The organism is Candidatus Manganitrophaceae bacterium (assembly GCA_016200325.1).
In the GTDB taxonomy this organism is placed as follows: Bacteria; Nitrospirota; Nitrospiria; order SBBL01; family Manganitrophaceae; genus Manganitrophus.
Genome location: JACQEZ010000016.1, coordinates 274,366 through 301,255 on the forward strand (window position 1 = coordinate 274,366; position 26,890 = coordinate 301,255).

The following is a 26,890-nucleotide window of genomic DNA, read 5'->3' on the forward strand; positions in this document are numbered from 1 at the left end:
TTCTCTTTACGGTGCATAAATATATTCGCTCAGCGCGGAGAGGGGCGGCTCCGGGCTCTTGTCGGCGAACTCGACCGACTCCAGGACGATGTCCTGGATGTCGCGTTCCATCTTGGAGATCTCCTCTTTCGTGATCTCCTTCGTCTCAAGCAGCAGCTGCTGCAGGGTCAAGATCGGATCGCGTTTTTTATGCTCGTCGATCTCCGCCTTCGTCCGGTAATGTCCGTGGGCCGGATCGGACATCGAATGTCCCATGTACCGATAGGTCCGGGCTTCTACAAAGATCGGCCGCTTCGCTTTTCGAACCCCTTCGATGATCTTCTGCATCTGCGTGTAGACATCGGTCACGTCCATCCCGTCGATATGATGAAACGGCATGTCGTGCGCCTGGGCGGCATGGGCGATGTCGTAAAGTGCCGACGACCGCTCCACCGGGGTTCCCATTCCAAATCGGTTGTTCTCGCAGATGTAAACCACCGGCAGTCGCCACAGGGAGGCGAGATTCAGCGCCTCATGGAAATTCCCCGACGGAACGGAGCCCTCCCCGAAGAAGCAGAGGACCACCTGGTCCTTCTTTTCATATTTCATCGCAAAGCCGATTCCGGTCGCCAGGGGAATGTGCCCTCCAACGATCGCATAGCCCCCCATGAAATTCCGCGAGGCGTCAAAGAGGTGCATCGACCCCCCCATCCCCTTCGAAACACCGGTCGCTTTTCCAAACAACTCCGCCATTACCCGCTTCGGCTCCAATCCGCGCGCCAGGGCATGTCCATGGTCCCGATAAGCGGTGACGATATAATCTTTCGGATCGGCCGCCCCGATCGCCCCCACCGCCACCGCTTCTTCGCCGATGTAGAGGTGGCAGAAACCGGCAATCTTGCCGAGGGCATACATCTCGGCCGCTTTCTCCTCAAATCGACGGATGAGCGTCATCTGTCGAAGAAATTCGATGAACGGTGGCTTTTGTTTGGAAGTCATGATGCATTCTCCTTGAGGTGGGGCACGTCGCGGCAATGAAGCCGGGCGGGTCATCACCGCCGGCGCTACGAAGCGGTGAGTGGTGGAAGAAATAAAAAAAATTCTATCAGGTTTGGGGCTAAAAATCAAAAGGGGATAAGGAGGTCACTCGGGGCCTCGGCGGGCGAATGCGGGTGAAAAAGGATGCGATTTGTATCGACCAACCGTTCACTTTGTGCTGAGAAATTCGCATCAGTCCGAATTCTTGACACCTTTGAAAAGAATCTGTTAGGTTAGAGTTAACTTTTGATTTGCACTGCTTTCTAACGGTGCTTGATGAACTGTTACCCGACGACGAGATCTTGTCCCTCCTATTCTTATTGCTCCACCTCTTCAGATGACCGATTCCGCATGTCCCCGCGGAGGTGGGTCTAATGCCGCCGACGATGCTTGGAATGGTGTTGGCCGGAGGGCGTGGAGAGCGACTCGTTCCGCTCACCCGTGACCGGAGCAAACCCTCCGTCCCGTTTGGAGGGAAATATCGGATCGTCGACTTCGTTCTGAGCAATTTTATCAACTCGGGCATCTTCTCCATCTATGTCGTCGTTCAATATAAATCGCAGTCGCTGATCGAGCATCTTCGGGCCGCCTGGAGGCTGGGGGGCCGGATCAAAGGACACTTCATTACGATCGCCCCGCCGCAGATGCGTCGCGGAGAGAGCTGGTATCAGGGGACAGCCGATGCGGTTTATCAAAATCTCCATGTCGTCCGAAATTTCGACCCGGAGTTGGTGATCGTCTTCGGCGCCGATCACATCTATCGGATGGACATCGCACAAATGGTCGATTTTCACCGCCAACGGGAAGCCGACGTGACCGTCGCGGCGATTCCGGTGCCGATCGAAGCGGCCAACCGCTTCGGAATCATCAAGGTGAACAAAGAAGGGCGGATCACCGGTTTTGTCGAAAAGCCGAAAGATCCCCCGCCGATGCCGGGCAATCCGAAATTCGCTTATGCATCGATGGGGAATTACGTTTTTAACCGAGAAATCTTGATGGACGCGCTCCTGCGGGATGCCAAGCGGCACAGCGAGCACGACTTCGGCCGGACGATCATCCCGGAGCTCTTTCCGGAGGCACGCGTCTTTGCCTACGACTTTAATAAAAACCAAATTCCCGGACTCAAGCCATACGAGGAGCGCGGCTATTGGCGCGACGTCGGAAATATCCAAGCCTACTATGACGCCCACATGGACCTCCTCGGCGAGCAGCCCCACTTTGACCTCAACAACCTCGACTGGCCGATCCTCTCCGACGCCGTCAACACGCCGGCCGCGCGGGTAATGGGGGGAGAGATCACCGACTCTTTCCTCGGCGAGGGGAGTGTGATCAAAGGGGCCAAGGTGACGCGGTCGATCATCGGGCGAGGGGTGGTCATTAAAGAAGGGGCCGAGGTGGAAGATTCGATCCTTTTTGATTTCTGCGAGGTCGGCACCGGCTGCCGATTAAAACGGACGATCGTCGACCGCTTCAATCTGCTCAAACCGGGAGATCGAATCGGTCATGATTTAGACAGCGACCGGCAACGCTTCACGGTGAACAATAAAGGGATCGTCACGATCCCCCGCGCGCCGACCCGCTTTTTCTATTGATTAAAAATGATTAAAAACCGGCTCGCACGGCGAGAGATCCGCTATAATATGGGAGATGATGCAGACAATTAAATTCGGCACTTCAGGATGGCGGGGGCTTTTGGCGGAGGATTTTACCTTTGACCGCGTCCGTGTGGTCGCACAGTCGATCGCCGATTATTTAAAACAGAACACGAAGGGGAAGCCGACGGTCTTCGTCGGTTATGACACCCGCTTTATCGGAGACCGATTGGCCGGCGCGGTCGCCTCCGTATTGACCGGCAACGGCATTGCGGTGATCCGATCGACCGATCCGGTTCCGACGCCGGTCGTCTCGTTTGAGATTTTAAACCGCGGGCTCGCCGGCGGGGTTACCGTCACCGCCAGCCACAATCCCCCCGAGTGGAACGGCCTTAAATTCTCCCCCGCCTGGGGAGGACCGGCCTTGCCGGAGACGACGAAACAGATCGAGGCCCGCGCCAACGCCCTGCTCGACCAGCCGATTCAGATTCCGCAGAAAAGCAGAGCGGAAGCGGAGCGGGAGGGGCTCTGGCGCGATGAACGGATCGGCGACACCTATCGGGAGAAGGTCGTCGGGCTCCTCAGTAAATCTGTCTTCTCCCAGGGCACGCTTCGGATCGCCGTTGATCCCTTCTGGGGAACGTCGCTCGGCTATCTCGACCGGATTTTGATAGAGTTGGGAACTCCGGTCGATTTGATCCATGCGGAGCGCGATCCAAATTTCGGCGGCATCCGCCCCGATCCGGAAGGGGAGAGCCTCGCCGGGCTGATCCAGAAGATGCGCGACGGAGCGTATGACCTCGGCCTGGCGACCGATTGCGACGCCGATCGATTCGGCATTTTGGACCGCGGCGGGGTCCCGATCGTGCCGAACTACATCATCGCCCTTCTGATCGATTACCTCGTAACCGATCGAAAATGGACCGGCAAGGTGGCCCGCAGCGTGGCGACCTCCCACTTCGTCGACGCCGTAGCGCATGAACACAAGTTGGAAGTGATTGAAACGCCGGTCGGGTTCAAATATATCGGGGAGTTGATCTCGAAGAAAGAGATCTTGCTGGGAGGCGAAGAGAGCGGTGGGATCTCCATCCAGGGACATCTTCCGGAAAAAGATGGGATTCTGACCTGCCTATTGGTTGCAGAGATGGTCGCGAAGCGGAAGCGTTCAATCCGAGCGATGCTCGACGACCTCTTCCGCCGGGTCGGCTTTTTCCATCCGTTACGGCGGGACCTTCACCTCTCGGAAGAGGGGAAAACACGGGCGAGCGCGCTCGTGAAGAATCCCCCCGGCAGCATCGCCGGTAAAAAGGTACTCTCCGTCTCCCACCTCGATGGGGTAAAGCTCTTCCTAGAAGGGGGAGGCTGGGCCTTGATCCGTCCCTCGGGAACCGAGCCGATCGTCCGCCTCTATGTGGAAGCCTCCGAGGAGAAAGAGTCGGAGCAGCTCGCCGGTGCCTGCCAAGCCTTAATACAAACAGGATCCTAGACTAAAAATGGACCCATCCACCTTCGTTATCGGCATCGATTTAGGGGGCACCTTTATTAAAGGAGCCACCCTTGATGCGAATGGGACCGTTATTTTTGAAGGTCGCCTCGGAACGGAGGTGGTCGAGGGGAGGAAGCGGGTTCTTCAAAACCTGGCACAGTTGATCGGCGATCTGCGGAAGATGAGCCCGGGGCGATCGCTCGTCGGGGTCGGTTTGGGCATTCCCGGCGCGATCGATTTTAAAGAGGGCCGCATTATCCAGTCTCCCAACTTTCCCGGTTGGGACGGCTTTCCGATCCGCTCCGCCGTTGAAGAGACCGTCGGGGTCCCGGTCATTGTCGAAAATGACGCGAACGCCGCGGCCGTTGGAGAAGGATGGGTCGGCGCGGCGCGGACGCTGGAAAACTTTCTCCTGATCACCCTCGGCACCGGGGTGGGCGGCGGGCTGGTTCTCGGTGGAAAACTCTGGTATGGTGAGAGCGGCAAAGCCGGGGAGATCGGCCATATGCAGATTACCCCGGACGGCCCCCCCTGCGGGTGCGGTTCGAGAGGTTGTCTGGAAGTTTACGCCTCGTGGCCGGCCCTGGTCAGAATGGCGAAAGAAGAGTGGAGCCGCCTCCGGGAGAACGGGACGGTCGATTCGGCTCCTCCCCCCTGGAAGAGCGCCTTCGAGGTGGCTGAGGCGGCCGGGCGGCACGATCCGATCGCGAAAGCCGCCTTCGCCGAGATGGCCTATTACCTCGGCATCGGAATCGCGAATGTGTCGAACCTACTCGACCTCAACTATTTTATCCTCTCCGGCGGGGTCAGCAACGCGCTCCCGCTTTTTGAGACCGCTCTTCGGCAGGAGGTCGCCCGGCGGGCTTTCGGGATGACCGAGGCGGAAGCCTTGAAGCGGATCGAGATCCGGCAGGCACTCCTCGGCGAGAGCGCCGGGATGATCGGCGCCGCTTACCTGGCGCTTCAAGCGACACAGCGGTTCAACGTTTAAGGTATTGGAAAATAATGAAACGGTATCTTTGCATCCATGGACATTTCTACCAGCCCCCCCGGGAGAATCCCTGGCTCGACGAGATTGAGCTTCAAGATTCCGCCACCCCTTATCACGACTGGAACGAGCGGATCTCGGCCGAATGCTATCTCCCGAACACGGCGGCGCGGATTGTCGACCATGAGAACCGGATTCTGGAGATCGTGAACAACTACTCTAAAATCAGCTTTAACTTCGGTCCCACCCTCCTCTCCTGGCTGGAGCGGGCACACCCGAATGTCTACAGACGGATTCTGGAAGCCGATCAGATCAGCCTTCGGGAGCGGGGGGGACACGGCAACGCGCTGGCGCAAGCTTATAATCATATCATCATGCCGCTTGCGTCTCGGCGGGACAAGGTAACGCAGGTCCGATGGGGAATTTCCGACTTTGAGTCGCGTTTCCGGCGAAAACCGGAGGGGATGTGGCTTCCCGAGACGGCGGTCGACCTGGAGTCGCTGCAGGTGCTCGCCGAGGAGGGAATCCGCTTTACCCTGTTGGCCCCCCATCAAGCAAAGCGAATCCGACCGATCCCGACCGATTCAGCAGAGGGAGACAGCGGCGGAGAGTGGGAAGAGGTCGGCGGGATGAAGATCGATCCGACCCGACCGTATCGATGTTTTCTGAGTGATGGCCTTTTTATCGATCTCTTCTTTTATGACGGTCCCATCTCACACGCGGTCGCCTTCGATCGACTCTTAGGGAGCGGCGAGACGTTCGTCGAACGGCTCCGCGGCGGTTTTTCGGATGCGCGCGAGTGGCCGCAGCTCCTCCACATCGCAACCGATGGGGAGTCGTACGGCCATCACTTTGCCCATGGCGACATGGCGCTTGCTTACAGCCTTCAAGAGATTGAGCGGCAAGAAATCGCCGAGCTGACCAATTATGGAGAATATCTCTCCAAAAATCCGCCCACCTATGAGGTCGATCTCTTCGAGAAAACCTCCTGGAGCTGCTTTCATGGGGTGGAGCGGTGGAGGTCGAATTGCGGCTGTCACTCCGGGGGAAATCCCGGTTGGAACCAACAATGGCGCCAGCCGCTGCGCGAAGGGCTCGACGCAATGAAGAAGTCGCTTGATCTGATCTTTGAAGGAAAAGGGGTCAAGTGGCTCAAAGATCCTTGGCAGGCACGGGACCACTATATTACCCTCATTCGAAAGCGCGAGGAAGGGGCGTTGACATGGGAGGCGACCGAGGCCTTCTTTTCCAAGCACCAGTCACACAGGCTCAATTTACTGGAGCGGGAGCAGGCGCTCAAGCTGCTGGAGATGCAGCGCAACGGCCAGCTGATGTTCACCAGCTGCGCTTGGTTCTTCGATGACATCTCCGGAATTGAAGCGACTCAGATCCTCAAATATGCCGGCCGGGCGGCCCAGCTTGCCAAAGAAATCGATGCATCGGGGTTGGGGGGAAAGGTCGAAGGGCTCCTTCTGGAGAGATTAAAAGAGGCAAAGAGCAATCTTCCGGAGCTCGGCGACGGCGCATTGATCTATCAGCGGTTCGTCAAAGGGGCGGTGGTCGATGCGGAGCGGGTCATCGCTCATTTTGCCATCGCCTCCCTCTTCGAGGAACAACCGTATGGCACTCCGCTTTACAGCTATCAGATCGACCTTCAAGATTATCAAAAGGTCACCGACGGGACATTGACATTGGCCATCGGGCGGGCCCATATTACCTCCAAGATTACGCTCGGCATCGAAGAGGCGATTTTTGGGGTGCTCCACTTTGGCGGACACGACTTTCACTGTGCGGTCGGTGCGATGCTCGGCATCGAGGGATATGAGCGGATGAAATCGGATCTAATCGATAAATTCCATCATGGCTCCCAGGCCGATGTAGTCCGCGGCCTCTATCAATCTTTGGGAGAGCGATCATTCAGCTTAAAAGATCTCTTAATCGAGGTGAGGAGAAAAGTGCTCTCGCAGGTCAGCCAGACCCTTTTCCGGCAATATGAAACGATCTGGCGGCAGATTTATCTTGATCATCAGCGGTTCATGCTCTACCTCCAGTCGACTCAGGCGAAACTTTTGAAAACCTATCTTGCGACGGCGGAGCAAGTGCTCCACCATGACCTGCGTGAAGAGATCGCGCTCCTCCCCCATCACCCCGCATTCGACCGGATCCTCCGAATCCTTGATGAAGCAAAAAAGTGGGGGATTGAACTGGAGGTGGATGAGGTCGAACGATCGTTGCAGTCGTTATTGGAGGAACAGATGGAGCGTCTGGTGCAGACCGGATCGCGCGAAGCGCTTGAAGAAACCTCTTACCTCCTCAACATCGCCGATCGCGGCAACCTGCACATCGACCTTTGGGAAACTCAAAACCGTTTCCATCTTTTTGTCCTCCATCGCAAAACACAACGGCAGGGAAAGCCCCTCGACCACTCCTTTCTGGAGAACGTTGCCAAGTTGGCAGGACGACTGTCGCACCACTGGAGCAATCCAACCTGATCTCCGTCCGGACGGGCTGCACGGGTAAAATGACCCTGATTCATTCCGACGATTAATCCCTTCTACAGAAACGCATCCATGCGAACCCCGATCCCGATTTTCTTCTCAACATTTTTGGGCTTGTCAAGACAAATTAATTAAGCTATTGAATTTGTTGATCTATTTTTTTATTTTCATTGGCTTGACAAGAATAATCCCAAGAGAGTATGATAAAGCTAGCAATCGTCTTTATTTCAAAACGCCTCCTCGTCAGCATGATCCATAAACAGGAGGTGAAGCATGAGATCGATTATCATTCGCCGAATCATCGGATTCTCGGCGGTACTTTTTTTAATGGCGTTCTCCACCCTGGCGCACTCCCAAACGCAGGAGCAGCTCGGACAAGCGATCCAACAAGCGGCCGTTCTGAATCAGCAACATAATTCGGAGATCGGAGCGGCCCAGGAACAGCTCGGGCAGGTGATCCTGGAGACGGCCCAGCATTCAATACTGTCCAACTCCACGGACGGAAGGTTTCAGGAGCAGTTGGGCCATGAGATTCAGGATGCAGCGACCTTCCAGTATGCTCACGGTCTGATTCAAGAGAGGATGGGCAACACCATTGTCCAGATGGAGATCGCAAGATCATAAAGAAGATTGGAGGAAGGGAACCACTCAAATGGGGCTTGAATGGCACTGAAGAAGAAAAAGGCCGGAACCGTCACAAAAAAAACGGTTGTTACGAAGAAAAAGAAGGCCAAAAGACCCGTATTGAAGAAGTCCCCTCTCAAGCACCAGCAGGAGGAAGCACCCGAAGCGGTTGATCTTTACGAGCGGGCACGGTGGAAGAAAGAGCGCCGCGAATACTGGAAAAACCGGTTTAGGAAGATTCTGTCCAGCCTCTCCACTGAATCGAAAGCCAAGAAATAATCACCAATCGATCCAGGCCGTTCCCCAGGTCAGCCCTCCTCCGAAGGCACAGAGTACCACCCGATTCCCCGGACGAATCTCCCCTCTTTTAAGCGCCTCATCCAACGCAATGGGAAGGGAGGAAGAAGAGGTGTTTCCGTATCGGGGAATCGTAATACGGGTCTTCTCTAAAGGGATCTCGGCCCGTTTAAAAACCGTTTCCAAGATCCTCAAATTCGCCTGGTGGAAAACAAAAAAGTCGACGGCAGAGAGGGGGAGCGCCGATTCCTGAGCAAAGGAATGAAGCGCCTCCTCCATTCTCCTCACCGCCATTCGGAAGAGCCCCTTCCCCTCCATCTTCATATAATTTAATCCTTCACTCAGCGACGTGGCGGTCGTCGGGCAACGCGATCCCCCTGCCGGCAGGGAGATCAACCGATGCTTGGCCCCGTCGGCATGGAGGCGAATCGATCGGATTCCCCGCTCGCCCCGCGCCAGCACCACCGCCGCCGCGCCGTCGCCGAACAAGATCGCGGTGGAGGGATCGTCCGGATCCACAAACGGAGATTTCACCTCGGCCGAGATGATCAATGCCGCTCCGGCCGATCCATTCCGAATAAACTGATCCCCGACCGACAGGGCGTATAAAAATCCGGTGCACGATGCATTTAGATCGAGCGCCGGGACGGTTCGGAGAGAAAGCGCCCGCTGTACGAGGCAAGCGGTTGAGGGGAAAACCATATCGGGTGACGTCGTCGAAACGACGATTAAATCGACCTCCTCCGTCGAGAGCGCGGCCGAAGCGAGCGCCGCCCGGGCGGCTTCGGCGGCAAGCGAGGCGGTCGTCTCTCCCTTCTCCACCCAGTGTCGCTGCCGGATGCCGGTTCTTTTTTCAATCTCCCCCTCGGTCAAGCCAAGCCGCTTCGAAAGCTCGGCATTGGTCACGATCCGCTTGGGAAGCGCAATTCCGGTTCCGATAATTTGCGACGGCATAGGCCGCGATTATAGGAGTTCTCTTCCGCTTCTGTCAATGCATGACCCTTGCGCTTTCCGGGAAGATCTGTTATTTATTACCTCATTGTTTTCAATGGGAGCGGGCGACAAACGCCCCTCCGGAGAGGGATGATGATCCGTCGCGCCGCCGTCGTTTTACTTGCCCTTTTCCTGGTCGGCTGCAGCCGATCGGGGGAGAAATCAGACCTCCTGTCGCTGCTCGGAATCGATGAGAAGATCGCCGACACCTCCGATCAAGAAGCCGGCAAAATCTACGACGCCCTCACCCTCCTGAAGCGGGGCGAAGCCCATTTTGTCAAAGAAGATTATGCCGCCGCCGCGGAGGAATATCAGCGGTTCCTGGAACTCCACCCGTTCCATCGGATGGCGGCGTTTGCGCAATATCGACTCGGCATGAGCTATTACCACCAGCTCAACACGATCGATCGCGATCCGGGCCCGGTCGAGAAGGCGATCACGGCTTTCCAGAAGGTGGTCAAAGATTACCCGCAAAGCCTCTACACCCAAGAGGCGGGAGACAAACTCCATGACCTCACCCGTCGGCTGGCACAGCATGATTTTTATGTCGGCTATTTTTATTACAAAAACAGCGCCTACCCGGCGGCGATCGCCCGTTTCCAGAAGATCATCACAAAGGGGGAAAATCGGTCTCTGATTGAAAAAAGCCTCTATTACAAAGGACTCTCACTTTATTATTCGGAACAGCGCGAAGAAGCAAAAGAGACCCTCCAGCGGCTGCTGCAAGAATATCCGGAGAGCTCCTTCGCGAGGGGCGCAAAACAGATGCTCTCCGAACTGGACGCATCGATCCGCCCTTCTCCCGTCTCAGGGAACCCCTGATCCGAAGGAGCCTCCATCCAATCTATGCCGAGTCAATGCGATACTATCCTCTCTTTCTCAATTTAGAACAACAGCTCGTGGTGGTAATCGGGGGCGGTCCGGTCGCAGAACGAAAGAGCGCCGCCCTCCTGAAAGCAGGCGCGTGTGTGAAGGTGATCAGTCCCCGCTTGACCCCCCGTCTCACCCGGTGGAAAACCGAGGGGTCAGTCGAAATTCACGCCCGACCTTACCGTCGGGGCGATTTAAAAGGGGCGCGGCTCGCCTTTGTCGCCACCGACGATGCGGCGGTCAACGAGGCGGTCTTCCGGGAGGCGAAACGAAGAGGGGTGCTCCTCAACCGGGCCGATCTAAGCGAGGCGGGCGCCGACACGGGCGGCTTTATTGTACCGGCGTCGTTCTCCAAGGGCGGTATCATAGTGGCGGTCTCGACACAGGGGAAGAGCCCGGCCCTCGCCAAAGTGATTCGAAATCAATTAAAAGAGGCGCTACCGCCGACGGTCTCCCTCCTTACCGAGCTTCTCGCCCGGGTGAAGCGGATCTTGGTCGAGAAGAAAATACCGGTCGAGCGGAGGAAAAAAATCTTAACCCGCCTGGCCGAATCGAGCCTCCCCGCCCTCTATGCGCAGGGAGAGATCGATCAAGCGGAAGAGCTGATCGTTCAACTCAGCGGCCTGCAACGGGCCGAATGGTCCTTGCGTCCCGAATCGAAGCAGAAAGGAATCGGATGAAGAAAAAAACGGAGCTCCCCTGGGATCAGCTCCGGACCTACTCCGTCAAACAGCGGCCGAGCAAGGTCCGGAAAGAGGAATTCGCCGCGCCGCTCTCACCGGGTGCTGGGGTCAAGGCTTTTCTGAACTCGCTCCCTCAAATTCTCGCCGCCAAAGACCTTCGTGCCGTCCTCACCGCAACGGCCGAGGCCCATCGGAACGAGAAACAGGTCCTCTTTGCGATGGGGGCGCATGTCATCAAGGTCGGGCTCAACCCGTTGATCATCGATCTGATGGAGCGGGGGATCCTCACCGGCCTCGCCCTCAACGGCGCCGGAATCATCCATGACTTTGAGCTCGCCTTTATCGGACAGACCTCCGAGGATGTCGCCCCGGAGTTGGAAGACGGCACCTTTGGGATGGCGGAGGAGACGGCGAGTTATCTCAACCAGGCGATCACGAAGGGAGCGGCCAAGGGGATCGGCATCGGGGAAGCGGTCGGGAAGATGATCCTCGCCGGCGGATTCCCCTACACCGAGAACAGCCTCTTGGCGGCCGCGGCCCGCCTCGGCATTCCGGCCACCGTCCACGTGGCGATCGGAACCGACATCATCCATATGCACCCCTCGGCCGACGGCGCGGCGATTGGGAAGGGATCGTATCTCGACTTCCGCCGCTATACCGAAGGGGTCGCCGATCTGGAAGGGGGAATCTACTTTAACATCGGCTCGGCGGTGCTCCTCCCGGAAATTTTCTTAAAATCATTGTCGATCGCCCGGAACCTCGGTCGGACGGTCCAAAATTTTACCGTGGTGAACATGGACTTCATCCAACACTATCGGCCGATCACGAACGTCGTGAAGCGGCCGACGCAGAAACATGGCAGAGGCTACGCGCTCACCGGGCATCATGAGATCATGCTCCCGCTGCTGATCGCCGGCCTCCTGGCCGAACTGGAGGGGGACAAAAAGTGAAATTGGCAAAAGAGATCAGCCTCGCCACCCTTCAAAAAAAGATCCGCGCGCTCCAGAAGCAAGGAAAGAAGATCGTCTTCACGAACGGCTGCTTCGATCTTCTCCACGTCGGACATGTCCGGTATCTGTCCATGGCCCGGGCGTTGGGCGACTGCCTCATCGTTGCCGTCAACTCAGACGCCTCGGTTCGCCGTTTGAAAGGTCCGACCCGCCCGATCGTCCCCCATCGAGAGCGGCTCGAGGTCCTCTCCGCGCTCGCTTGCATCGACTATCTCATCCTCTTTAGCGACAACACCCCCGGCCGGGTCATCGACACCCTGATCCCGGACATCTTGGTCAAGGGGGGCGATTGGAGCCTCAATGAGATCGTCGGACGGGAGACGGTGGAACGGCAGGGCGGCAAAGTGATCCGGATCAAGACGGTCGCCGGCGCCTCCACCACGAACCTCATCGAGCGCATCCTCAGCCGAGCCGGCCGGGGATGACTTCAGAATGAACTGTGTTATAGTATGGAAGCATGCACCGCAGAAAGGGTTAAAGGCGCGGGGCGGAAACCTTTATTCCGATTACACCGCGCGCCGCATTTCAAATTCCGCATTTAATTTATGATTCACCAACTTCAATCTCCCCTCTTCTCGCCCGTGTTGGAAGCGATCGGAGAGGGAACCACTAAAATTAAGACGAGCGGCCTGTGGGGGTCGTCCGAAGCGTTCTTTCTCTCCCGCGTTGTCCGCGAAGGGAGATCGTTCTGTTTGGTCGCCCCTTCCCATGCACAGGCGGAGCGGTTCCATCGCGAGCTTCGATTCTTTCTCGATCTCGACGCCGCCGCCCATCCTCCATCGGAGATCCTCTTCTTTCCCCCGTGGGATATCTTGCCGTACGAGCCGTCGACGCCCCGGCCCGACTGGATTGCGCAGCGCCTGGCGACACTCCACCGACTGACGGAGAACCCGACCGCGTCGGTCATTACCTCCGTTGAAGCGTTCTTACAGAAGGTCGTCTCCAAATCGGTCATTCAAGAAAGAACCTTCACCCTCCGAACAGGAGAGACCCTCTCGAAAGAGACCCTGATCGAGCGGCTCTATCAAGGGGGCTATGAAGTCGTTACCAGTGTGACGCAGCCGGGTGAGCTCGCCTTTCGCGGCGGGATCGTCGATCTCTCGACGCCGGGCGCGCCCCAGCCGGTCCGGATTGAATTCTTCGGCGATGAGATCGAATCGATCCGAACGTTCGATCCGGAGACGCAGAAATCGATCTCACCGATCGATTCGGTTCAGGTGATCCTCGGGCGGGAAAATCTCTTCGACCCGAACTTCTACCGGATCCCATTAATCGACTACTTCCCCGCCGGCGCGCTCCTGGTGCTGGATGAGCCCGACGAGGTCTTGCAGAAAGGAAAGCGTTTTCTGGAAGAGGTTGAAGAGGGGGCGCTCTTTGCCGCCCGCCGAAATCCCAAATACCCCAAGACCGACGAGCTCTATCTTCCGCTTGATTTCTTGTTGGAGGCCGACCCGGGGCGGACCCGACTCGATCTCGAGTCGCTCTCCCTGCGGCAGGAGCGCAACGCCCGGCGCTTTTCGTTCGATGTCCGGTCGATCCCTTCGCTTGGATTGGGACGCCCCGGGCAGCCTTTCTCCGAAGTGATGCAGACGCTCGATATTCTCCGCCGAGACCACCTCGTCGTCGTGGCGGTTCGGAATGAAACCCAGCTCGCCCGGTTCAAGCACCTCTTCTCCGACCACGACCTTCCCTGGGGGCTCTGGGATCCGGGCCAAGGCGCGGCGGCGACCTTTCCGCTGCCGATCTATCTCACTATCGGCGCCGTCTCGGAAGGCTTCTCGATTCCGGAGATCAAAATTGCGTTTTTAACCGAAGAGGCGCTGATGGGACGGGCTGGCGCCGCGCCGACACGGCGCACCTCCTCCCGCCGCACTAAGCACAAGGCGTCGGGCGCCGGGCTTCTCTCCTCGTTCGAGGATTTGAAGCCGAACGATTATATCGTTCATCTCGACCATGGGATCGGCCGGTATGTCGGCTTGAAGCGCCTCTCGATCCGGCAGCAGGAGCGGGCGCCGGCGTACGATTCCGATTTTCTCGTTCTGGAATATGCGGCCAAGGATAAAGTTTACGTCCCGCTCAACTCGCTGCACCTCGTCCAGCGCTACATCGGACCGGAGGGAAACCCGCCGCGGCTCGACCGGCTCGGAGGGACACAGTGGGCGAAGACCAAATCTCGCGTTCAGAAAGAAGTTCAGCAGATTGCCGAAGAGCTCTTGCAGCTTTATGCCGAGCGGGAGGTCGTCAAAGGACACCCGTTCGCCCCGCCCCCCTCCCTTTCGGAGGAGTTCGCGGCGGCGTTCGAATACGAGGAGACCCCCGATCAGCTCCGAGCGATCGAAGAGGTCCTCTCCGACATGGAGCAGCCCAAGCCGATGGACCGGCTCGTCTGCGGCGATGTCGGTTACGGCAAGACGGAGGTCGCGATGCGGGCCGCTTTCCAAGCGGTGATGGAGAACAAGCAGGTCGCCATGCTGGTGCCGACCACCCTGCTCGCGCAGCAGCACTATCAAAACTTCGCCAACCGCTTTGCCTCCTTTCCGGTCCGGGTGGAGGTCTTAAGCCGCTTCCGCTCCCGAAAAGAGCAAAAGGAAGTGGTCGCCGAGCTTCAAAAGGGAGGGGTCGATATCTTGATCGGCACCCATCGGCTACTTCAGAAAGACATTCACTTCCGGGACCTCGGATTGGTCATCATCGACGAGGAGCACCGCTTCGGCGTCCGGGCCAAGGAGCGGCTCAAGCAGCTTCGAAAACAGGTCGACGTCCTCACCCTGACCGCCACACCGATCCCCCGCACCCTGCAGATGGCGCTGGCGCAGGTCCGCAATCTCTCCGTCATCGAGACCCCGCCGGCCGATCGCCTGGCGATTCGGACGATCCTCGCCCCGTTCGATCCGACGATCATCCGCGAGGCGATCTTCCGGGAGCTGGTCCGGGGAGGACAGGTCTTCTTTGTCCACAATCGGGTCCATAACATCGAGCAGATCGGTCGCTTCCTGGCCGACCTGGTACCGGAGGCGAAGATCGCCGTCGCCCACGGCCAGATGCGGGAGCCGCTGTTGGAAGAGGTGATGCTCAAATTTCAGGCGAAGGAATACAATCTCCTGTTGACGACGACGATCATCGAATCGGGGATCGATATCCCCTCGGCCAATACCATGATCATCAACGACGCCGACCGATTCGGACTGGCCGAGCTCTACCAGCTTCGCGGGCGGGTCGGCCGCTCCGACGAGCAGGCCTATGCCTATCTGCTGGTGCGCGAGGGACGGATGCTCACCGAGGAGGCGCGGCAGCGGCTGCAGGCGATTCAGGAGTTCACCGAGCTCGGCTCGGGCTTCCGGATCGCCGCGCGCGACCTGGAGATCCGCGGCGCGGGGAACCTGTTGGGTCAGGAACAATCGGGACAGATCGCGGCGGTCGGCTTCGAGCTTTATTTAAAAATGATTGAAGACGCCGTGCAGCGGATCAAAGGGGTCGCGGTCGAGAAGGAGATCGAGCCGGCGCTGCAATTCCAGCTCTCCGCTTTTATACCGGACATATATATCCCCGACACCTATCAGCGGCTCTCGATCTACAAACGTCTTTCCAGCTGCGAGGAGGTGGAGGAGATCGATGCGATCCGAGGCGAGCTGGAAGACCGCTACGGCCCGCTTCCGGAGCCGGTGGTCCATCTCCTCCAGATCATCCAACTGAAGACGATGGCGAAAGCGCTCCGGATCGTGAAGATCGAAGAGAAAGAGCGGGTCCTCTCGTTCGTCTTCGATGAATCGGCCCAAATCACCGAAAATGACCTGCTCCGGCTGATGGAGACCCTCCGCAACCGGATTCACTTTACCTCCCACTACTCTTTTGAGATTCAGATCAAGAACCGCGCCTGGGAAGATCTCTTTCTCGATGTCGCCCATTGTCTCTCGACCCTGCAGAAAGGGAAAAAATGAAGCGACCGGCGTCGTGCCTGGGACCGCTCCTCCCCCCCGTTTTTCTCTTTCTGCTTCTCACTGGCTGCTGGCAGCAGAAACCCTCTCCGATGCTGGCGACGGTGGCGCTGGTCAACGACGAGCCGATCACCTTTCAAGAGCTCCAGATGGAGCTCTCCGAATCGAATGAAAAAGGGACGCAAGGGCTGGAGGCGACCGAGCAAGAAAAAGAGGCGTTGAAGCGGCGCCTGCTGGAGCAGCTGATCGAGCGGAAGATGCTCCTGCAAGAAGCGAAACGGCTGAAGATCGATCTGAAGGAAGGAGAGATGCAGGAGCGGCTGGCCGAGATCCGCGACAACATGGACGAGGAGGCGTTTCTCCGCTTTCTCGCCGAACGGCGGCTGACGAAAGAAGCGTGGGAGAACACGGCTCGCGAGACGCTCCTGATCGAAAAATTGCTGAATCAGCTCGTCGGCGATCAGATTTCGCTACCAGACGACGAGCTGATGCAGTATTATAACGGCCATCTGGAAGAGTGGCATCTGCCGGAGCAGGTCAAGCTGCGGCAGGTTCTCGTCCCGACGGAGGACGAGGCGAAGACGCTCCACGGCACCCTCGCTGCAGGAGCGGACTTCAACGAGACCGCCCGGACCCATGCCTCCTCCGAATTCGGAGAGGGGGGGGATTTGGGCTATCGGACGGCGGCCGAGTTGCCGGTCGAATTCGAGCCGCTCTTCAAGGCGGAGGTCGGATTTGTCAGTGACATCATCAAATCCCCCTTCGGCTATCACATCGTGAAGGTGGAAGACCGTCAGCCGGCCCGGACCCTTCCTTTCGACGATGTGAAAGAGCGGATCTATCAGACCCTCTTGGAAGAGAAGCGGGAAGTCCTCTTCTCCCGCTGGTTCGACAATATCCGCCGCAAAACGGAGGTCAAGATCAATGAAGAGCTGCTTCACAAATTTTCTTAATCGCCTTCTCTTGCCGATCCTGACGGGAATGCTCCTCTCTACCTCCGTAGAGGCCGCTTCGGCGGTGCTCATCGACCGGGTGGTGGCGGTGGTCAACCGCGAGGCGATCACACAAAGCGACCTGGATGAGGCGGCGCAGGCGCTAAAGAAGCAGGGGCTGCGCGTCGGCGGCGCGGAGACGGAGAAAAAAGAGGTCGAGCACGACCTGCTCAACCAGATGATCGAGCAGAAGCTGCTGTTGCAGGAAGCGAAGAAAAAGGGAATCCGCGTCACCGATTCCGAGCTCGATCTGGCACTGAAAGATATCGAAGAGCGAAACCGTTTTCAAAATCGCGATGCGCTGAAGCAGGCGGTCTCGCAGGAAGGAATTCCCTGGGATAAATATATGGACGACCTGCGAAATCAGCTGACCTCGCTGAAGCTGATGAACCGCGAGGTCGACTCGAACCTCCTGATGACGGAAGAGGAAATCAAAGCGTATTATGACAGCCACCCCGAGCAATTCCAACTTCCGGAGCAGATTCGGGTGAAGCAGATCCTCCTGCGGGTCCCGTCGGAGGCGTCAGCCGATGCGGTCGAGCGGAAACATCAGAAGGCAACGGAGGTTCTGACCGAGCTCAAATCGGGAACCGACTTCGAGCGGTTGGTTGAACAGTACAGCGAGGGCGCCGAGCGGCGCAACGGCGGCGACCTCGGATTCTTCAAAAAGGGAGACCTCGCCCCCGAGATCGATCGGGTGATCTTCTCCCTCAAAGATGGCGAGGTCAGTCCGGTCATCCAGACCTCGCTCGGCTTTCATCTCTTCAAAGTGCAAGTCCCCCCCGAACTTCGGAAGCAGCCGTTCGAGAAGGTCAAAAAAGAGATCGAAGAAAAACTCCACAACGAAAAACGAAACGCCCTCCGTCAAAAATGGATGAATGACATCTGGGGGCACTCGTTCGTCGAGGTAAAGTAGGTCGCCTGATCAAGGCCCCATCGGCCGCTCCGTACAACCTTCCCTGAATGAGATGCTGGACTCTCCATCATCCAAAGACTTCGATGCCAAAGGCCTCGTCGCGCTTTGACCGAAGGCCTTCTGCCCAGAAGGCCCTGCGCGGAAGGCGCCCATCCACCGTTCACCCTGTGAAGAGGTCACAAGGCCGGAGCCCTATCCGCTGTTTCGAACTGTCGACAGAACTTAGAGCGAAAGGTATAGAAAAGATTTTCAGGACAGGGAAGAAGGCTTGCGCTCTTCAGGATCAACCCCGCTTTCCTCCGAGCGCCATCCGCTCGATCTCCCGCCAAAGATCGTCCCGCCCCTCTCGGGTCTCCACGGAGGTGACAATCAGATCGGAAATGCCATACGACACTTTGACCGCATCGATCTGGGTCTTCCGCTGTCCTCGGTTGATTTTGTCGGCCTTGGTGGCGACGTAGAGGGTCTCCCGCTGGAAATGGTCGAGCCACTCTTTCATTTTATGGTCGAGCTCGGCATCGGGATGTCGAAGGTCGATGAGAAAAACGATCCCGCGGAGCTGCTCGCGCTGAAAGAGGTAATCTTCCACCATCGGCCCCCACTGCTCTTTTACCGAGCGCGGCGCCCGGGCGTAGCCATAGCCGGGGAGATCGACAAAGTGAAAGATGCGATTGATCAGATAGAAGTGGATCAGCTGCGTCTTCCCCGGCGTGCCGGAGACATGCGCCATTCTCTGTTGTAGAAGGAGATTGATCAGCGACGACTTCCCGACGTTGGAGCGCCCGACAAACGCCACCTCCGGCAGCAGCACCTTGGGGCACTCTTCGATCCGGGGCGCCCCTTTGACATATTCGACCGACGTCAGCTTCATCGGAGCTGATGCTGCACGAAAAGCGGCGAAAAAGCAAGTACCCATGCGCTGTTTGCATCCGGTTGAACGAAATCGCTATAATAAATGCAAGTATCCATGCGGTCCAGGTGCCAGGTGTCACGGAAGAGATCTCGGCGGCCATCCGGCCGCTCTGAAAAGGCCACCTTCGAGCCCACTCCCTTCTGAAGAACAGGCCCCATCCACCGCACCAGCGGAGTCACAGAATTAAAACCGAATCAGGTCGGGCTTCCACAGCCTGGGGTGTCCTTGCGTACTCTTCCGCTTTCAACAAAGGGAACCCGGTGTAAAAATCGATTCCGGTCCCCTATTAAGTTCACTCAAGAAGAGCGGCCTCTGACGTCCGAGGCGCTTTCCTTTTCAACGTCACTCATTTTCTCTTAATGTTAGGAGCTTTGACCATGAAGAAAAAACTCTGGCCGGGCCGCTCGTATCCGCTGGGAGCCACCTGGGACGGCGACGGGACCAACTTCGCCCTCTTTTCCGAAAATGCCACCGGTGTTGAGCTCTGCCTTTATAACGATGTCTATGACAAAGATGCCTCCGCAACCATCCGCCTCCGCGAGCAGACCGATCAGGTCTGGCACGGCTATCTTCCCGGGATCGGGCCGGGGCAGCTTTACGGATTCCGGGTCCATGGTCCGTACAAGCCTGAGGAGGGGCAGCGGTTTAATGCCACGAAGGTTCTCCTCGATCCCTATGCCAAGGCGATCTCCGGAAACATTCAATGGAGCGAGCGGCTCTTTGCCTACCCGCTGGGAAATCCCGATGCCGACCTAAAAATGGACGACTGGGACAATGCCGACAGCGTTCCGAAGAGTGTCGTGATCGATGCGACGTTTGATTGGGGAGACGACCGCCTGCTGCGGACCCCCTGGCACAAGACGATTATTTATGAGGTCCATGTGAAGGGCTTCACCATGCTTCACCCTGAGATCGACGAGAAAATCCGCGGCACCTATGCGGGGCTTGCTTCCGAGCCGTCGATCCGTTACCTGAAAGAGTTGGGGGTCACGGCGGTCGAGCTCCTTCCGATTCACCATCATGTCGACGACATGTACCTGACCGAGAAGGGGCTGGTGAACTACTGGGGCTATAACTCGATCGGCTTCTTCGCCCCCGACTTCCGTTATGCCGCTTCCAACGAACGGGGAAGCCAGGTTCAGGAGTTCAAGCAGATGGTCAAGGCGCTCCATGCCGCCGGGATCGAGGTGATCTTGGATGTCGTCTACAACCACACCGCCGAAGGGAATCATCTCGGGCCGACCCTCTCCTTTCGCGGCATCGACAACCTCGCCTACTACAAAACCGTTCCCGGCCAGCCACGCTACTACATGGATTATACCGGCTGCGGCAACAGCCTGAACATGAACCACCCCCGGACCCTGCAGCTGATCATGGACTCGCTTCGCTACTTCGTCAATGAGATGCATGTCGACGGGTTTCGATTCGACCTCGCCAGCACCCTCGCGCGGGAGCTTCACGATGTCGATCGGCTCGCCGCCTTCTTCGACATCATCCATCAAGACCCGGTTCTCTCTCAGGTAAAGCTGATCGCCGAACCGTGGGATGTCGGCAACGGCGGCTACCAGGTCGGCAACTTCCCGGTTCTCTGGACCGAGTGGAACGGGAAATACCGCGACACCGTCCGCCGCTATTGGAAGGGGGATGACAGCTTGATCTCGGAGATGGGCTGGCGGCTCACCGGCTCCAGCGACCTCTATCAGCACAACGGCCGGCGGCCGTATGCGAGCATCAACTTTATCACGGCGCACGACGGTTTTACCCTCAACGACCTCGTCAGCTACAACGAGAAACACAACATCGCGAACGGCGAGGAAAACCGGGATGGGGTGAATGAGAACTACAGCTGGAACTGCGGGGCGGAAGGACCGACCGACAATCCCGAAATCATCGCGCTTCGGGAACAGCAGAAGCGGAATTTCCTGGCGACCCTCTTTCTCTCGCAAGGGGTGCCGATGCTCCTCGGCGGGGATGAGGTCGGCCGGACGCAGCAGGGGAACAACAATACCTACTGCCAAGACAGCCCGATCGCCTGGCATCATTGGGAGTGGGGAAAACGGGACAAGGAGCTGTTGGAATTTACCAAGAAGCTGATCCAAATCCGCCGAGAGCATCGGATCTTCCGACGGCGGAAATATTTCTCGGGAAGAAAGATCCGCGGCACCGGGGTCAAAGACATCGCCTGGTTCCGGCCCGACGGCGAGGAGATGACCGACAACGAGTGGAACAGCGCCTTCGTCAAGGTGGTGGGACTCCGCCTGGTCGGCGAAAAGATGGATGAACCGGATGAGGAGGGAAACCCGATCCATGACGACAGCTTCCTCATCCTGATGAACGCCCACCATGAGCCGATTCAATTCATCCTTCCCAAAGAGCCGCAGCCGGTCCTCCGAGAGGTCATGCTCGACACCACGACCCCCGACCGGAAAGCGGAACGGTTCAAAAGCGGGGAGGTCTTCTCCCTGCCCGGCCGGGCGCTCATTTTATTCAAACGGGTCGAGGGGTAAGTAAGAAAGTCGGCGCCAGAAGTCAGAAGAAATAGGGACCTGTTCTTATCCCGACTTCTGACGCCCGGCTTCTGAATTCTGACCTTTCTCCTCGCTCTCCAGCCAGGCGCGCAAGACCTCCGCAACGCTCCAGGCCTGCGCGATGCAGCCCTGTCCGGTATGCGGCGGGGCCGCATCGAAGATCTCGCTGATCGTCCCCACCCCGCTCTCCGAAAGATGCGCCTCAAACCCTTTCAAGAGCGCCCGCGCCTGCGGCCCGTTGCCATGGACCTTTCTCCAGGCGTCGAAGAAGGGGCCGATCAGCCAGGCCCAGACCGTCCCCTGGTGATAAGAAGCATCGCGCGCGCGCAGGTCTCCGAAATAGCGCGCCTGGTAATCTTTGTGGCCCGGATCGAGGCTTCGCAGGCCGAACGGGGTCAAGAGCTTTTCCGCAACCAGATCGATCACCGGCTTCCAGCGGGTTTCATTGAGGATCGGGAAACGAAGCGAAATGGCAAAGATCTGATTCGGCCGCAGGCTCGGATCATCCCCCCCCTCGCCATCGATCAGGTCGTAGAGATATCCCCCTGCGTCATACCAGAAGCGGACGTTGAACGATTGAGATGCCCGATCGGCCAGCGCGGTATACGGTTCCCCGGACTCCCCCATTTCCTCCGCCCAGGTCGCCATCAGCCGGAGCGTGTTATACCAGAGGGCCTGGATTTCGACCGGCTTGCCGCGACGGGGGGTCACGATCCAGTCTCCCACCTTCGCATCCATCCAGGTGAGCGGCAGGTCGGGCGTTCCCTCCCGGATTAGACCGTCGCTCGGATCGACACCGATTCCGAAATGCGTCCCCTTGAGGTGATGTTCGATCACCGATTTCAGTCCGGGGAAGAGGGTTCGTAACGTCTCTTTATCGCCGGTCACCTGCAGGTAGCGATCGATCGCGTGAAAGTACCAGAAGGTCGCATCGACCGTGTGGTAGAGCGCGGTCCGCTGCCCCTCCGGAAAGAGGTTGGGAAGCAGCCCCTCTTGCAAATAGTGTGAGAAGGTCCGGAGGATCGCCCCCGCCTCCCGGTGACGCCCGGTGCAGAGGGTCAGCCCCTCCAGGCTGATCATCGTATCGCGCCCCCAGTCGGTGAACCAGTGATAACCGGCGATCACCGTCCGGGCCATGTCCCCGGAGGCGCGCGCCAGCGCATGCTCATCCAGCCGGCTGCCGGGGAGGACGATAAACTGATCGGCCGCCAGGACGAGCTGCGCGGCAAAACCGTGTCGGGCGGCGGGCGGGGCGAGATTTAAAAGTTTCTCAAAACGCTGTCGCTCGGCTTCGAAGAGCGCCGCGGGAGGAATATCGAGCAGATCCCATCCCTCGGTGCTGGCGACGAGGGCGACCGGCTCGCCCGGGCTCAACTCCAGCGGAAAAAAGCCGGGGCTGTAGAATTGAGCGAGCGCTTCATGCCCACGGTCCCGCTCAACGCGGTAGAAAAGCGTTCCACTTGCCTTTTCGTCAAAATTGAACTCACGCCCCGCAGGACAGAGGCAAAGCTTGAGCAAGGGGGCCTCGTCCGGCAGTCGGATTTCGCAACATCCTTCAAAAAATTTCACCGGGAGCGACGCGCGCGGCTCGATTTGCAGCGGCTTGTCGTGGCCGCGGAATCCGATATAAGGACGGATCTGCATCCGAAGCGGGCCGGGTCCCTCCCACTGATAGACGACGTAGACCGTATTCTGAAGATACGGCATGGTAATCCGCTTCTCCAAAATACCGCCGCCGATCTCGAACCGCCAAGTTGGAACCATTTGTTCCTGCCGAAACTCTTTTAGAAAAGAGTAGCCCTCCCCTTCCAGCGTTTCATCTTCCCGCTCCGCCCCGGACAACCGGATCGTGCGATCGGAAAGGAGAACCTCTTCATCGAGAAGGGGGAGGAGGACTGTCCGCCCCTGGGTCGGAATATTGGGAATAAAATAGCCGTGATAGCGGCGCGTCGGAATTCCAAGGAGGGTCCCGGAGGCATAGCCGCCGAGGCCATTCGTCACGAGCCATTCCCGCCCGCGAAGAAATTCAATCCCCTCTTCTCGGTTCCAACTGAAGGTAAAGACCGGCTCACTCATCGGCGCACCTCACTATGAACAAAATAGAAATATCTAAAAAGAGAAGGGGCGCTCATCCCCCCGATCCCTACGTCATTGGAGAGAAGAAGACCGCCGATTTACCGGGAAGACGCCACCCCGCTGCAGTACAGGGATTGACCGCGCCCGGTCCGCAATAAGAAGGGTCATCGCTCGACCAGACCACCTGCCAGCCGCCGGAAGGATGCGGTGTCACCGGCGCCAGCAGCGGCTCTTGCGCGGGACGTAAATCAAGATCCGATCCCAGGTTTATGACGAGCAGCCGATCGTCTCCCTCGGCTCCGAAGAAGCGGATGACGAACGCCTGCGGCCCGAGGACCGCCCCATCGATCGCGCTGCGGGATTGGAGGAAGAGAACAGGATCTTCCCGGCGCAACCGGAGCAGGTCCTGATGAAGGAGATAGATCTCCTCGTTTTTTTTTCGCTCTGAGAAATCGAGCTTCGAGCGCCGGAAGGCCTCCTCCGCGCTCGGATCGGGAATCCGCTCCTGCACCGCCGCCGTGGCATAGCTCGGGAACTGGGAGAGGAACGCCTTTCGGCCCTGATGAACCAGAGGGGCGAGGGTCTTATTGTGGTCGGCGAAAAAGAGAAAAGGGGTCGATGCGCCGAACTCCTGCCCCATAAAGAGCATCGGGGTCTCGGGCGCCAACAGCAGGAGCGCGGTCATCGCCCGAATCCGCGCCGGACCGACCATCGCCTGCAGCCGATCGCCGCAGAGGTGATTGGCCACCTGATCATGGTTCTGAATGTAGAAAACGAAGGCGCTCGCCGGCTCGGCGGTCACCCGCGATCCGCGCGGCTTCTTTTGCCACTGATAGATCTGGCCCTGGGAGAGAAATCCCCGCTTCAAAGCGGAGATAAACTCCTGCGCCTCGCCGCGATAGTCGCTGTAATAGGCCTCATGACGGCCGGTCAGCGCCACCCGGGCGGCGTGGTGAAAATCATCGCTCCACAAGGCGTCGAGACCATATCCCCCCTTCTCCACCGGCGCCAAGTTGACGACCTGCTGACACTCGTTCTCCGCGATCAAAACGATTTCCCGGCGGCCGGCCGCCTCTCGGGCGCGCTGCGAGAGCTCCGCCAAGAGATGCTTGGGGCTCGCGTCGAAGATCTGCTGCGTCGCATCGAGCCGAAGCCCGTCCATGTGAAACTCGGCGATCCAGTAACAAGCGTTCCGGATAAAGAACTCCCGGACGGCGTTTGCATTCGGTCCGTCGAAATTGATTGCCTCTCCCCATTCGTTGGAATAGCGATCGGTAAAGTAATCTTTGCTGAATTCTTTCAGATAACAGCCGTCGGGCCCCAAATGGTTGTAGACGACGTCGAGGATCACGGCGATCCCCTGCCGATGGGCGGCGTCTACAAAACGCTTGAGCGCCTCGGCGTCGCCGTAGACATGGGTCGGGGCATAGAGATCGACCCCGTCGTAGCCCCAGTTCCACCGCCCTGAAAATTCCGCCACCGGCATCAGTTCAATCATCGTGATTCCGATTCGTTTCAGCTCCGGCAACTCGCCTGCCGCTGCATCCAAGGTCCCCTCGGGGGTAAAGGTGCCGACATGCAATTCATAAATCACTTGGCCGGCCATGCGTCCGCCGCGCCAGTCGCCATCGCTCCATCGGTAAGCCGCCGGATCGATGACCACCGACGGGCCGTGCGGCCCCTCCGGCTGAAATCGTGAGCAGGGATCGGGATAGGCCCCCTCACCGTCGAGCCGGTATCGGTAGCGCGCTCCGGCGCGAATTTCAGAAACCGTTCCTGAAAAATAGCCTTCCCCCCCCGGCGCCAGCGGATAGGCCGACCCGCTCTCCTCGATCACAACGTCCACCTGTCGATGCTGAGGCGCCCAAACGCGAAAGTGAACTCCCCCCGCTTGGACTTCGGCGCCCAATCCTAAACGCCAATTCATTCCTCCTTGAACCATCTTTTACTCCGCCCTTTTTAAAAACCGTCTCTGAGAAAACGCTCCTGCAGCCGGCAATCGCGCCGCGGCCCTTCAATAATGCAGATCAAAAGGCAACGGAGATCTTTGCGCATCGTCCAAGGCGCACCGTCCAAGCCGGCAGACTCAACCCGGGGTTGGTTGGCCGTAAAAAGACCTAAAAACCGAGTGTATATTCATTATATTGATTTGCACTGTAACGTTACAAGGGAAGGAGACTCGCACTGGGAGAAACCGCTACGAGCGCTTCGCGCTGATGAAGATAGGCGAGAAGATGGGGAAAAAGAAAAGAAAGAGGAAGGGGCTTTAGATTCAATCAGGAGATGCGTGTGGATGGACCCGCTTTTCTTCGGGGGAATAGAGGGCGATCTCATGAAAGGTCGCGGTATCGACCCCATTCCTTCCCCCCCGTTTTACCCGATAGAGGGCAAAGTCGGCGGTGGAGATCACCTGGGAGGCCTGTTGGATTCCCGGATCGGGAAGTCCGGCGAGGCCGATGCTTACCGTGACCGAATCTCTTTGGGGAAGGGCCGGATGGATCTGCTCGGCCACGGCCAGGCAGATGCGCTCTGCCACCTGTCTTGCACTGTCTCGCGGCGATTCAGGGAGGAGGATGGCGAACTCATCGCCGCCGTAACGGGCAAGGAGATCGACATCGCGAATCTGCGTCTGGAGGAGGTGGGAGACGGCATTGAGCACCTTGTCCCCGGCATCATGCCCGAACGTATCGTTGATCCGCTTGAAATGATCGATATCAATCATGAGACAAGAGAAGAGGGTCCCATACCGCTGGGCGCGGGAGAACTCCTGCTGCAAGACCTCTTTGAAATAGCGCCGATTGAAAAGATGAGTCACCGGATCGGTGATGGCAAGCTCCTGCACATGCTTGAGCAGTCCTTTATACTCCTCATTCTTCTGGATCAGGTCGTTTTGAAGCTGCTTCATGCGAAGACAGGCATCGATGCGAGCCTTCAGCTCCCGGGCATCAAACGGTTTGGTGATATAGTCGCTGACCCCCTGCTCGAAGCTGAGGACCTTATCGTCCGTTTTGTCCCGGACCGTCACCACAATCACCGGAATACGCGCCGTCCCCGGGTTGGCACGCAGCAGCCGAAAGACATCATGCCCGGTAATGTCGGGGAGGACCAGGTCGAGCAGAATGAGATCGGGCGGGTTCTGCCGGACCTGCCGGATTGTCTCCGCACCGGTATAAGCCCACGAGACTTCAAAACCCATCTTCTCCAAAAGGGCTTTGATCTGCTCCACTTCGAAAGCGCTGTCGTCGGCAATCAGGACACGCGGCATCGTCATTCTCCCGTTCGTTTTTGAAAAGGTAACATAAAAGCAGAGGTTGTCAATGAAACCGGCCAGGTCTGGGGTGTCATCAGGAGCGTCGCCGTAAATAGTTGGACAGAATACCCTGGGCGCTCCATCGCGCCCCGGGCTTACGATCATCATCCAGGATCGCTCCGTCACCGTGTCGATCTTGGGGCTTGTAAGCGGCGACCGCCT

At 58.1% G+C, this 26,890-nt stretch carries 20 protein-coding genes; 14 read left to right on the forward strand and 6 right to left on the reverse strand.

Features of this window, described 5'->3' with window-relative positions; genetic code table 11:
• Positions 1 to 6 precede the first annotated feature (6 nt).
• Positions 7 to 978 carry a pyruvate dehydrogenase (acetyl-transferring) E1 component subunit alpha gene (gene pdhA, locus HY282_14220; protein ID MBI3804907.1) on the reverse strand — a complete coding sequence of 324 codons (972 nt, stop codon included), beginning with the start codon at positions 976 to 978 and terminating at the stop codon, positions 7 to 9.
• 425 nt (positions 979 to 1,403) lie between these two features.
• Between pdhA and glgC the strand changes: the two genes are divergently transcribed.
• The 6 genes from glgC to HY282_14250 all read left to right on the forward strand — a co-directional run bounded on the left by glgC (position 1,404) and on the right by HY282_14250 (position 8,484).
• Positions 1,404 to 2,609 (forward strand): glucose-1-phosphate adenylyltransferase, encoded by a 1,206-nt coding sequence (gene glgC / locus HY282_14225; protein MBI3804908.1) that lies wholly within the window; start codon positions 1,404 to 1,406, stop codon positions 2,607 to 2,609.
• A gap of 58 nt (positions 2,610 to 2,667) precedes the next feature.
• On the forward strand, positions 2,668 to 4,095 hold the full coding sequence (locus HY282_14230) for a phosphoglucomutase/phosphomannomutase family protein (GenBank protein ID MBI3804909.1): 1,428 nt from the start codon (positions 2,668 to 2,670) through the stop codon (positions 4,093 to 4,095).
• 7 nt (positions 4,096 to 4,102) lie between these two features.
• Positions 4,103 to 5,086: an ROK family protein gene (locus tag HY282_14235; protein ID MBI3804910.1), complete on the forward strand. Its 984-nt coding sequence runs from the start codon at positions 4,103 to 4,105 to the stop codon at positions 5,084 to 5,086.
• Positions 5,087 to 5,100: 14 nt separating this feature from the next.
• The gene (locus HY282_14240; protein MBI3804911.1) at positions 5,101 to 7,575 is read left to right on the forward strand and encodes a DUF3536 domain-containing protein; all 2,475 of its coding nucleotides are present in this window, start codon (positions 5,101 to 5,103) and stop codon (positions 7,573 to 7,575) included.
• A 279-nt stretch (positions 7,576 to 7,854) separates the two neighbouring features.
• Complete coding sequence (locus HY282_14245; protein MBI3804912.1) at positions 7,855 to 8,205, forward strand: hypothetical protein; 351 nt, start codon at positions 7,855 to 7,857, stop codon at positions 8,203 to 8,205.
• 39 nt (positions 8,206 to 8,244) lie between these two features.
• Entirely contained in the window at positions 8,245 to 8,484 is a 240-nt protein-coding gene (locus HY282_14250; protein ID MBI3804913.1) for a hypothetical protein, read from the forward strand.
• On the opposite strand, the gene HY282_14255 is transcribed toward HY282_14250, so the two are convergent.
• A complete protein-coding gene (locus tag HY282_14255; protein MBI3804914.1) occupies positions 8,485 to 9,456 on the reverse strand; it encodes a ketoacyl-ACP synthase III in 972 nt (323 codons plus the stop codon).
• Between the two features lie 129 nt (positions 9,457 to 9,585).
• Between HY282_14255 and bamD the strand changes: the two genes are divergently transcribed.
• The 7 genes from bamD to HY282_14290 all read left to right on the forward strand — a co-directional run bounded on the left by bamD (position 9,586) and on the right by HY282_14290 (position 17,901).
• Complete coding sequence (gene bamD / locus HY282_14260; GenBank protein MBI3804915.1) at positions 9,586 to 10,317, forward strand: outer membrane protein assembly factor BamD; 732 nt, start codon at positions 9,586 to 9,588, stop codon at positions 10,315 to 10,317.
• A 35-nt stretch (positions 10,318 to 10,352) separates the two neighbouring features.
• A complete protein-coding gene (locus HY282_14265; protein ID MBI3804916.1) occupies positions 10,353 to 11,045 on the forward strand; it encodes a bifunctional precorrin-2 dehydrogenase/sirohydrochlorin ferrochelatase in 693 nt (230 codons plus the stop codon).
• On the forward strand, positions 11,042 to 11,998 hold the full coding sequence (locus HY282_14270; GenBank protein MBI3804917.1) for a hypothetical protein: 957 nt from the start codon (positions 11,042 to 11,044) through the stop codon (positions 11,996 to 11,998). The genes HY282_14265 and HY282_14270 overlap by 4 nt, the downstream gene beginning before the upstream one ends.
• Positions 11,995 to 12,483: a D-glycero-beta-D-manno-heptose 1-phosphate adenylyltransferase gene (rfaE2, locus tag HY282_14275; GenBank protein MBI3804918.1), complete on the forward strand. Its 489-nt coding sequence runs from the start codon at positions 11,995 to 11,997 to the stop codon at positions 12,481 to 12,483. Before HY282_14270 ends, rfaE2 begins: the two co-directional genes overlap by 4 nt.
• A gap of 120 nt (positions 12,484 to 12,603) precedes the next feature.
• A complete protein-coding gene (gene mfd, locus HY282_14280; protein MBI3804919.1) occupies positions 12,604 to 15,996 on the forward strand; it encodes a transcription-repair coupling factor in 3,393 nt (1,130 codons plus the stop codon).
• Positions 15,993 to 16,946, forward strand: coding sequence for a SurA N-terminal domain-containing protein (locus tag HY282_14285; GenBank protein ID MBI3804920.1), 954 nt, complete (start codon positions 15,993 to 15,995; stop codon positions 16,944 to 16,946). Before mfd ends, HY282_14285 begins: the two co-directional genes overlap by 4 nt.
• Positions 16,918 to 17,901 (forward strand): peptidylprolyl isomerase, encoded by a 984-nt coding sequence (locus HY282_14290; protein ID MBI3804921.1) that lies wholly within the window; start codon positions 16,918 to 16,920, stop codon positions 17,899 to 17,901. The genes HY282_14285 and HY282_14290 overlap by 29 nt, the downstream gene beginning before the upstream one ends.
• A 283-nt stretch (positions 17,902 to 18,184) precedes the next feature.
• On the opposite strand, the gene HY282_14295 is transcribed toward HY282_14290, so the two are convergent.
• Positions 18,185 to 18,772, reverse strand: a complete 588-nt coding sequence (locus HY282_14295; protein ID MBI3804922.1) for a YihA family ribosome biogenesis GTP-binding protein — start codon at positions 18,770 to 18,772, stop codon at positions 18,185 to 18,187.
• 419 nt (positions 18,773 to 19,191) lie between these two features.
• Here HY282_14295 and glgX point away from each other — a divergent pair, with 419 nt between their 5' ends.
• Complete coding sequence (gene glgX, locus HY282_14300; protein ID MBI3804923.1) at positions 19,192 to 21,321, forward strand: glycogen debranching protein GlgX; 2,130 nt, start codon at positions 19,192 to 19,194, stop codon at positions 21,319 to 21,321.
• A 45-nt stretch (positions 21,322 to 21,366) separates the two neighbouring features.
• Here glgX and HY282_14305 read toward each other — a convergent pair whose 3' ends face one another.
• From HY282_14305 to HY282_14315, 3 genes are all read right to left on the reverse strand, one after another.
• Entirely contained in the window at positions 21,367 to 23,418 is a 2,052-nt protein-coding gene (locus HY282_14305; GenBank protein MBI3804924.1) for a glycogen debranching enzyme family protein, read from the reverse strand.
• 67 nt (positions 23,419 to 23,485) lie between these two features.
• Positions 23,486 to 25,360: a malto-oligosyltrehalose trehalohydrolase gene (gene treZ / locus HY282_14310; GenBank protein ID MBI3804925.1), complete on the reverse strand. Its 1,875-nt coding sequence runs from the start codon at positions 25,358 to 25,360 to the stop codon at positions 23,486 to 23,488.
• A 330-nt stretch (positions 25,361 to 25,690) separates the two neighbouring features.
• On the reverse strand, positions 25,691 to 26,683 hold the full coding sequence (locus tag HY282_14315; GenBank protein MBI3804926.1) for a diguanylate cyclase: 993 nt from the start codon (positions 26,681 to 26,683) through the stop codon (positions 25,691 to 25,693).
• Between the last annotated feature and the right edge of the window lie 207 nt (positions 26,684 to 26,890).

Bases quoted from the DNA above. Each gene is read 5' to 3' on its own strand.
- pdhA (MBI3804907.1), bottom strand. From the start codon at position 978: ATGACTTCCAAACAAAAGCCACCGTTCATCGAATTTCTTCGACAGATG.
- glgC (MBI3804908.1), top strand. From the start codon at position 1,404: ATGCTTGGAATGGTGTTGGCCGGAGGGCGTGGAGAGCGACTCGTTCCG.
- HY282_14230 (MBI3804909.1), top strand. From the start codon at position 2,668: ATGCAGACAATTAAATTCGGCACTTCAGGATGGCGGGGGCTTTTGGCG.
- HY282_14235 (MBI3804910.1), top strand. From the start codon at position 4,103: ATGGACCCATCCACCTTCGTTATCGGCATCGATTTAGGGGGCACCTTT.
- HY282_14240 (MBI3804911.1), top strand. From the start codon at position 5,101: ATGAAACGGTATCTTTGCATCCATGGACATTTCTACCAGCCCCCCCGG.
- HY282_14245 (MBI3804912.1), top strand. From the start codon at position 7,855: ATGAGATCGATTATCATTCGCCGAATCATCGGATTCTCGGCGGTACTT.
- HY282_14250 (MBI3804913.1), top strand. From the start codon at position 8,245: ATGGCACTGAAGAAGAAAAAGGCCGGAACCGTCACAAAAAAAACGGTT.
- HY282_14255 (MBI3804914.1), bottom strand. From the start codon at position 9,456: ATGCCGTCGCAAATTATCGGAACCGGAATTGCGCTTCCCAAGCGGATC.
- bamD (MBI3804915.1), top strand. From the start codon at position 9,586: ATGATGATCCGTCGCGCCGCCGTCGTTTTACTTGCCCTTTTCCTGGTC.
- HY282_14265 (MBI3804916.1), top strand. From the start codon at position 10,353: ATGCGATACTATCCTCTCTTTCTCAATTTAGAACAACAGCTCGTGGTG.
- HY282_14270 (MBI3804917.1), top strand. From the start codon at position 11,042: ATGAAGAAAAAAACGGAGCTCCCCTGGGATCAGCTCCGGACCTACTCC.
- mfd (MBI3804919.1), top strand. From the start codon at position 12,604: ATGATTCACCAACTTCAATCTCCCCTCTTCTCGCCCGTGTTGGAAGCG.
- HY282_14285 (MBI3804920.1), top strand. From the start codon at position 15,993: ATGAAGCGACCGGCGTCGTGCCTGGGACCGCTCCTCCCCCCCGTTTTT.
- HY282_14290 (MBI3804921.1), top strand. From the start codon at position 16,918: ATGAAGAGCTGCTTCACAAATTTTCTTAATCGCCTTCTCTTGCCGATC.
- HY282_14295 (MBI3804922.1), bottom strand. From the start codon at position 18,772: ATGAAGCTGACGTCGGTCGAATATGTCAAAGGGGCGCCCCGGATCGAA.
- glgX (MBI3804923.1), top strand. From the start codon at position 19,192: ATGAAGAAAAAACTCTGGCCGGGCCGCTCGTATCCGCTGGGAGCCACC.
- HY282_14305 (MBI3804924.1), bottom strand. From the start codon at position 23,418: ATGAGTGAGCCGGTCTTTACCTTCAGTTGGAACCGAGAAGAGGGGATT.
- treZ (MBI3804925.1), bottom strand. From the start codon at position 25,360: ATGGTTCAAGGAGGAATGAATTGGCGTTTAGGATTGGGCGCCGAAGTC.
- HY282_14315 (MBI3804926.1), bottom strand. From the start codon at position 26,683: ATGCCGCGTGTCCTGATTGCCGACGACAGCGCTTTCGAAGTGGAGCAG.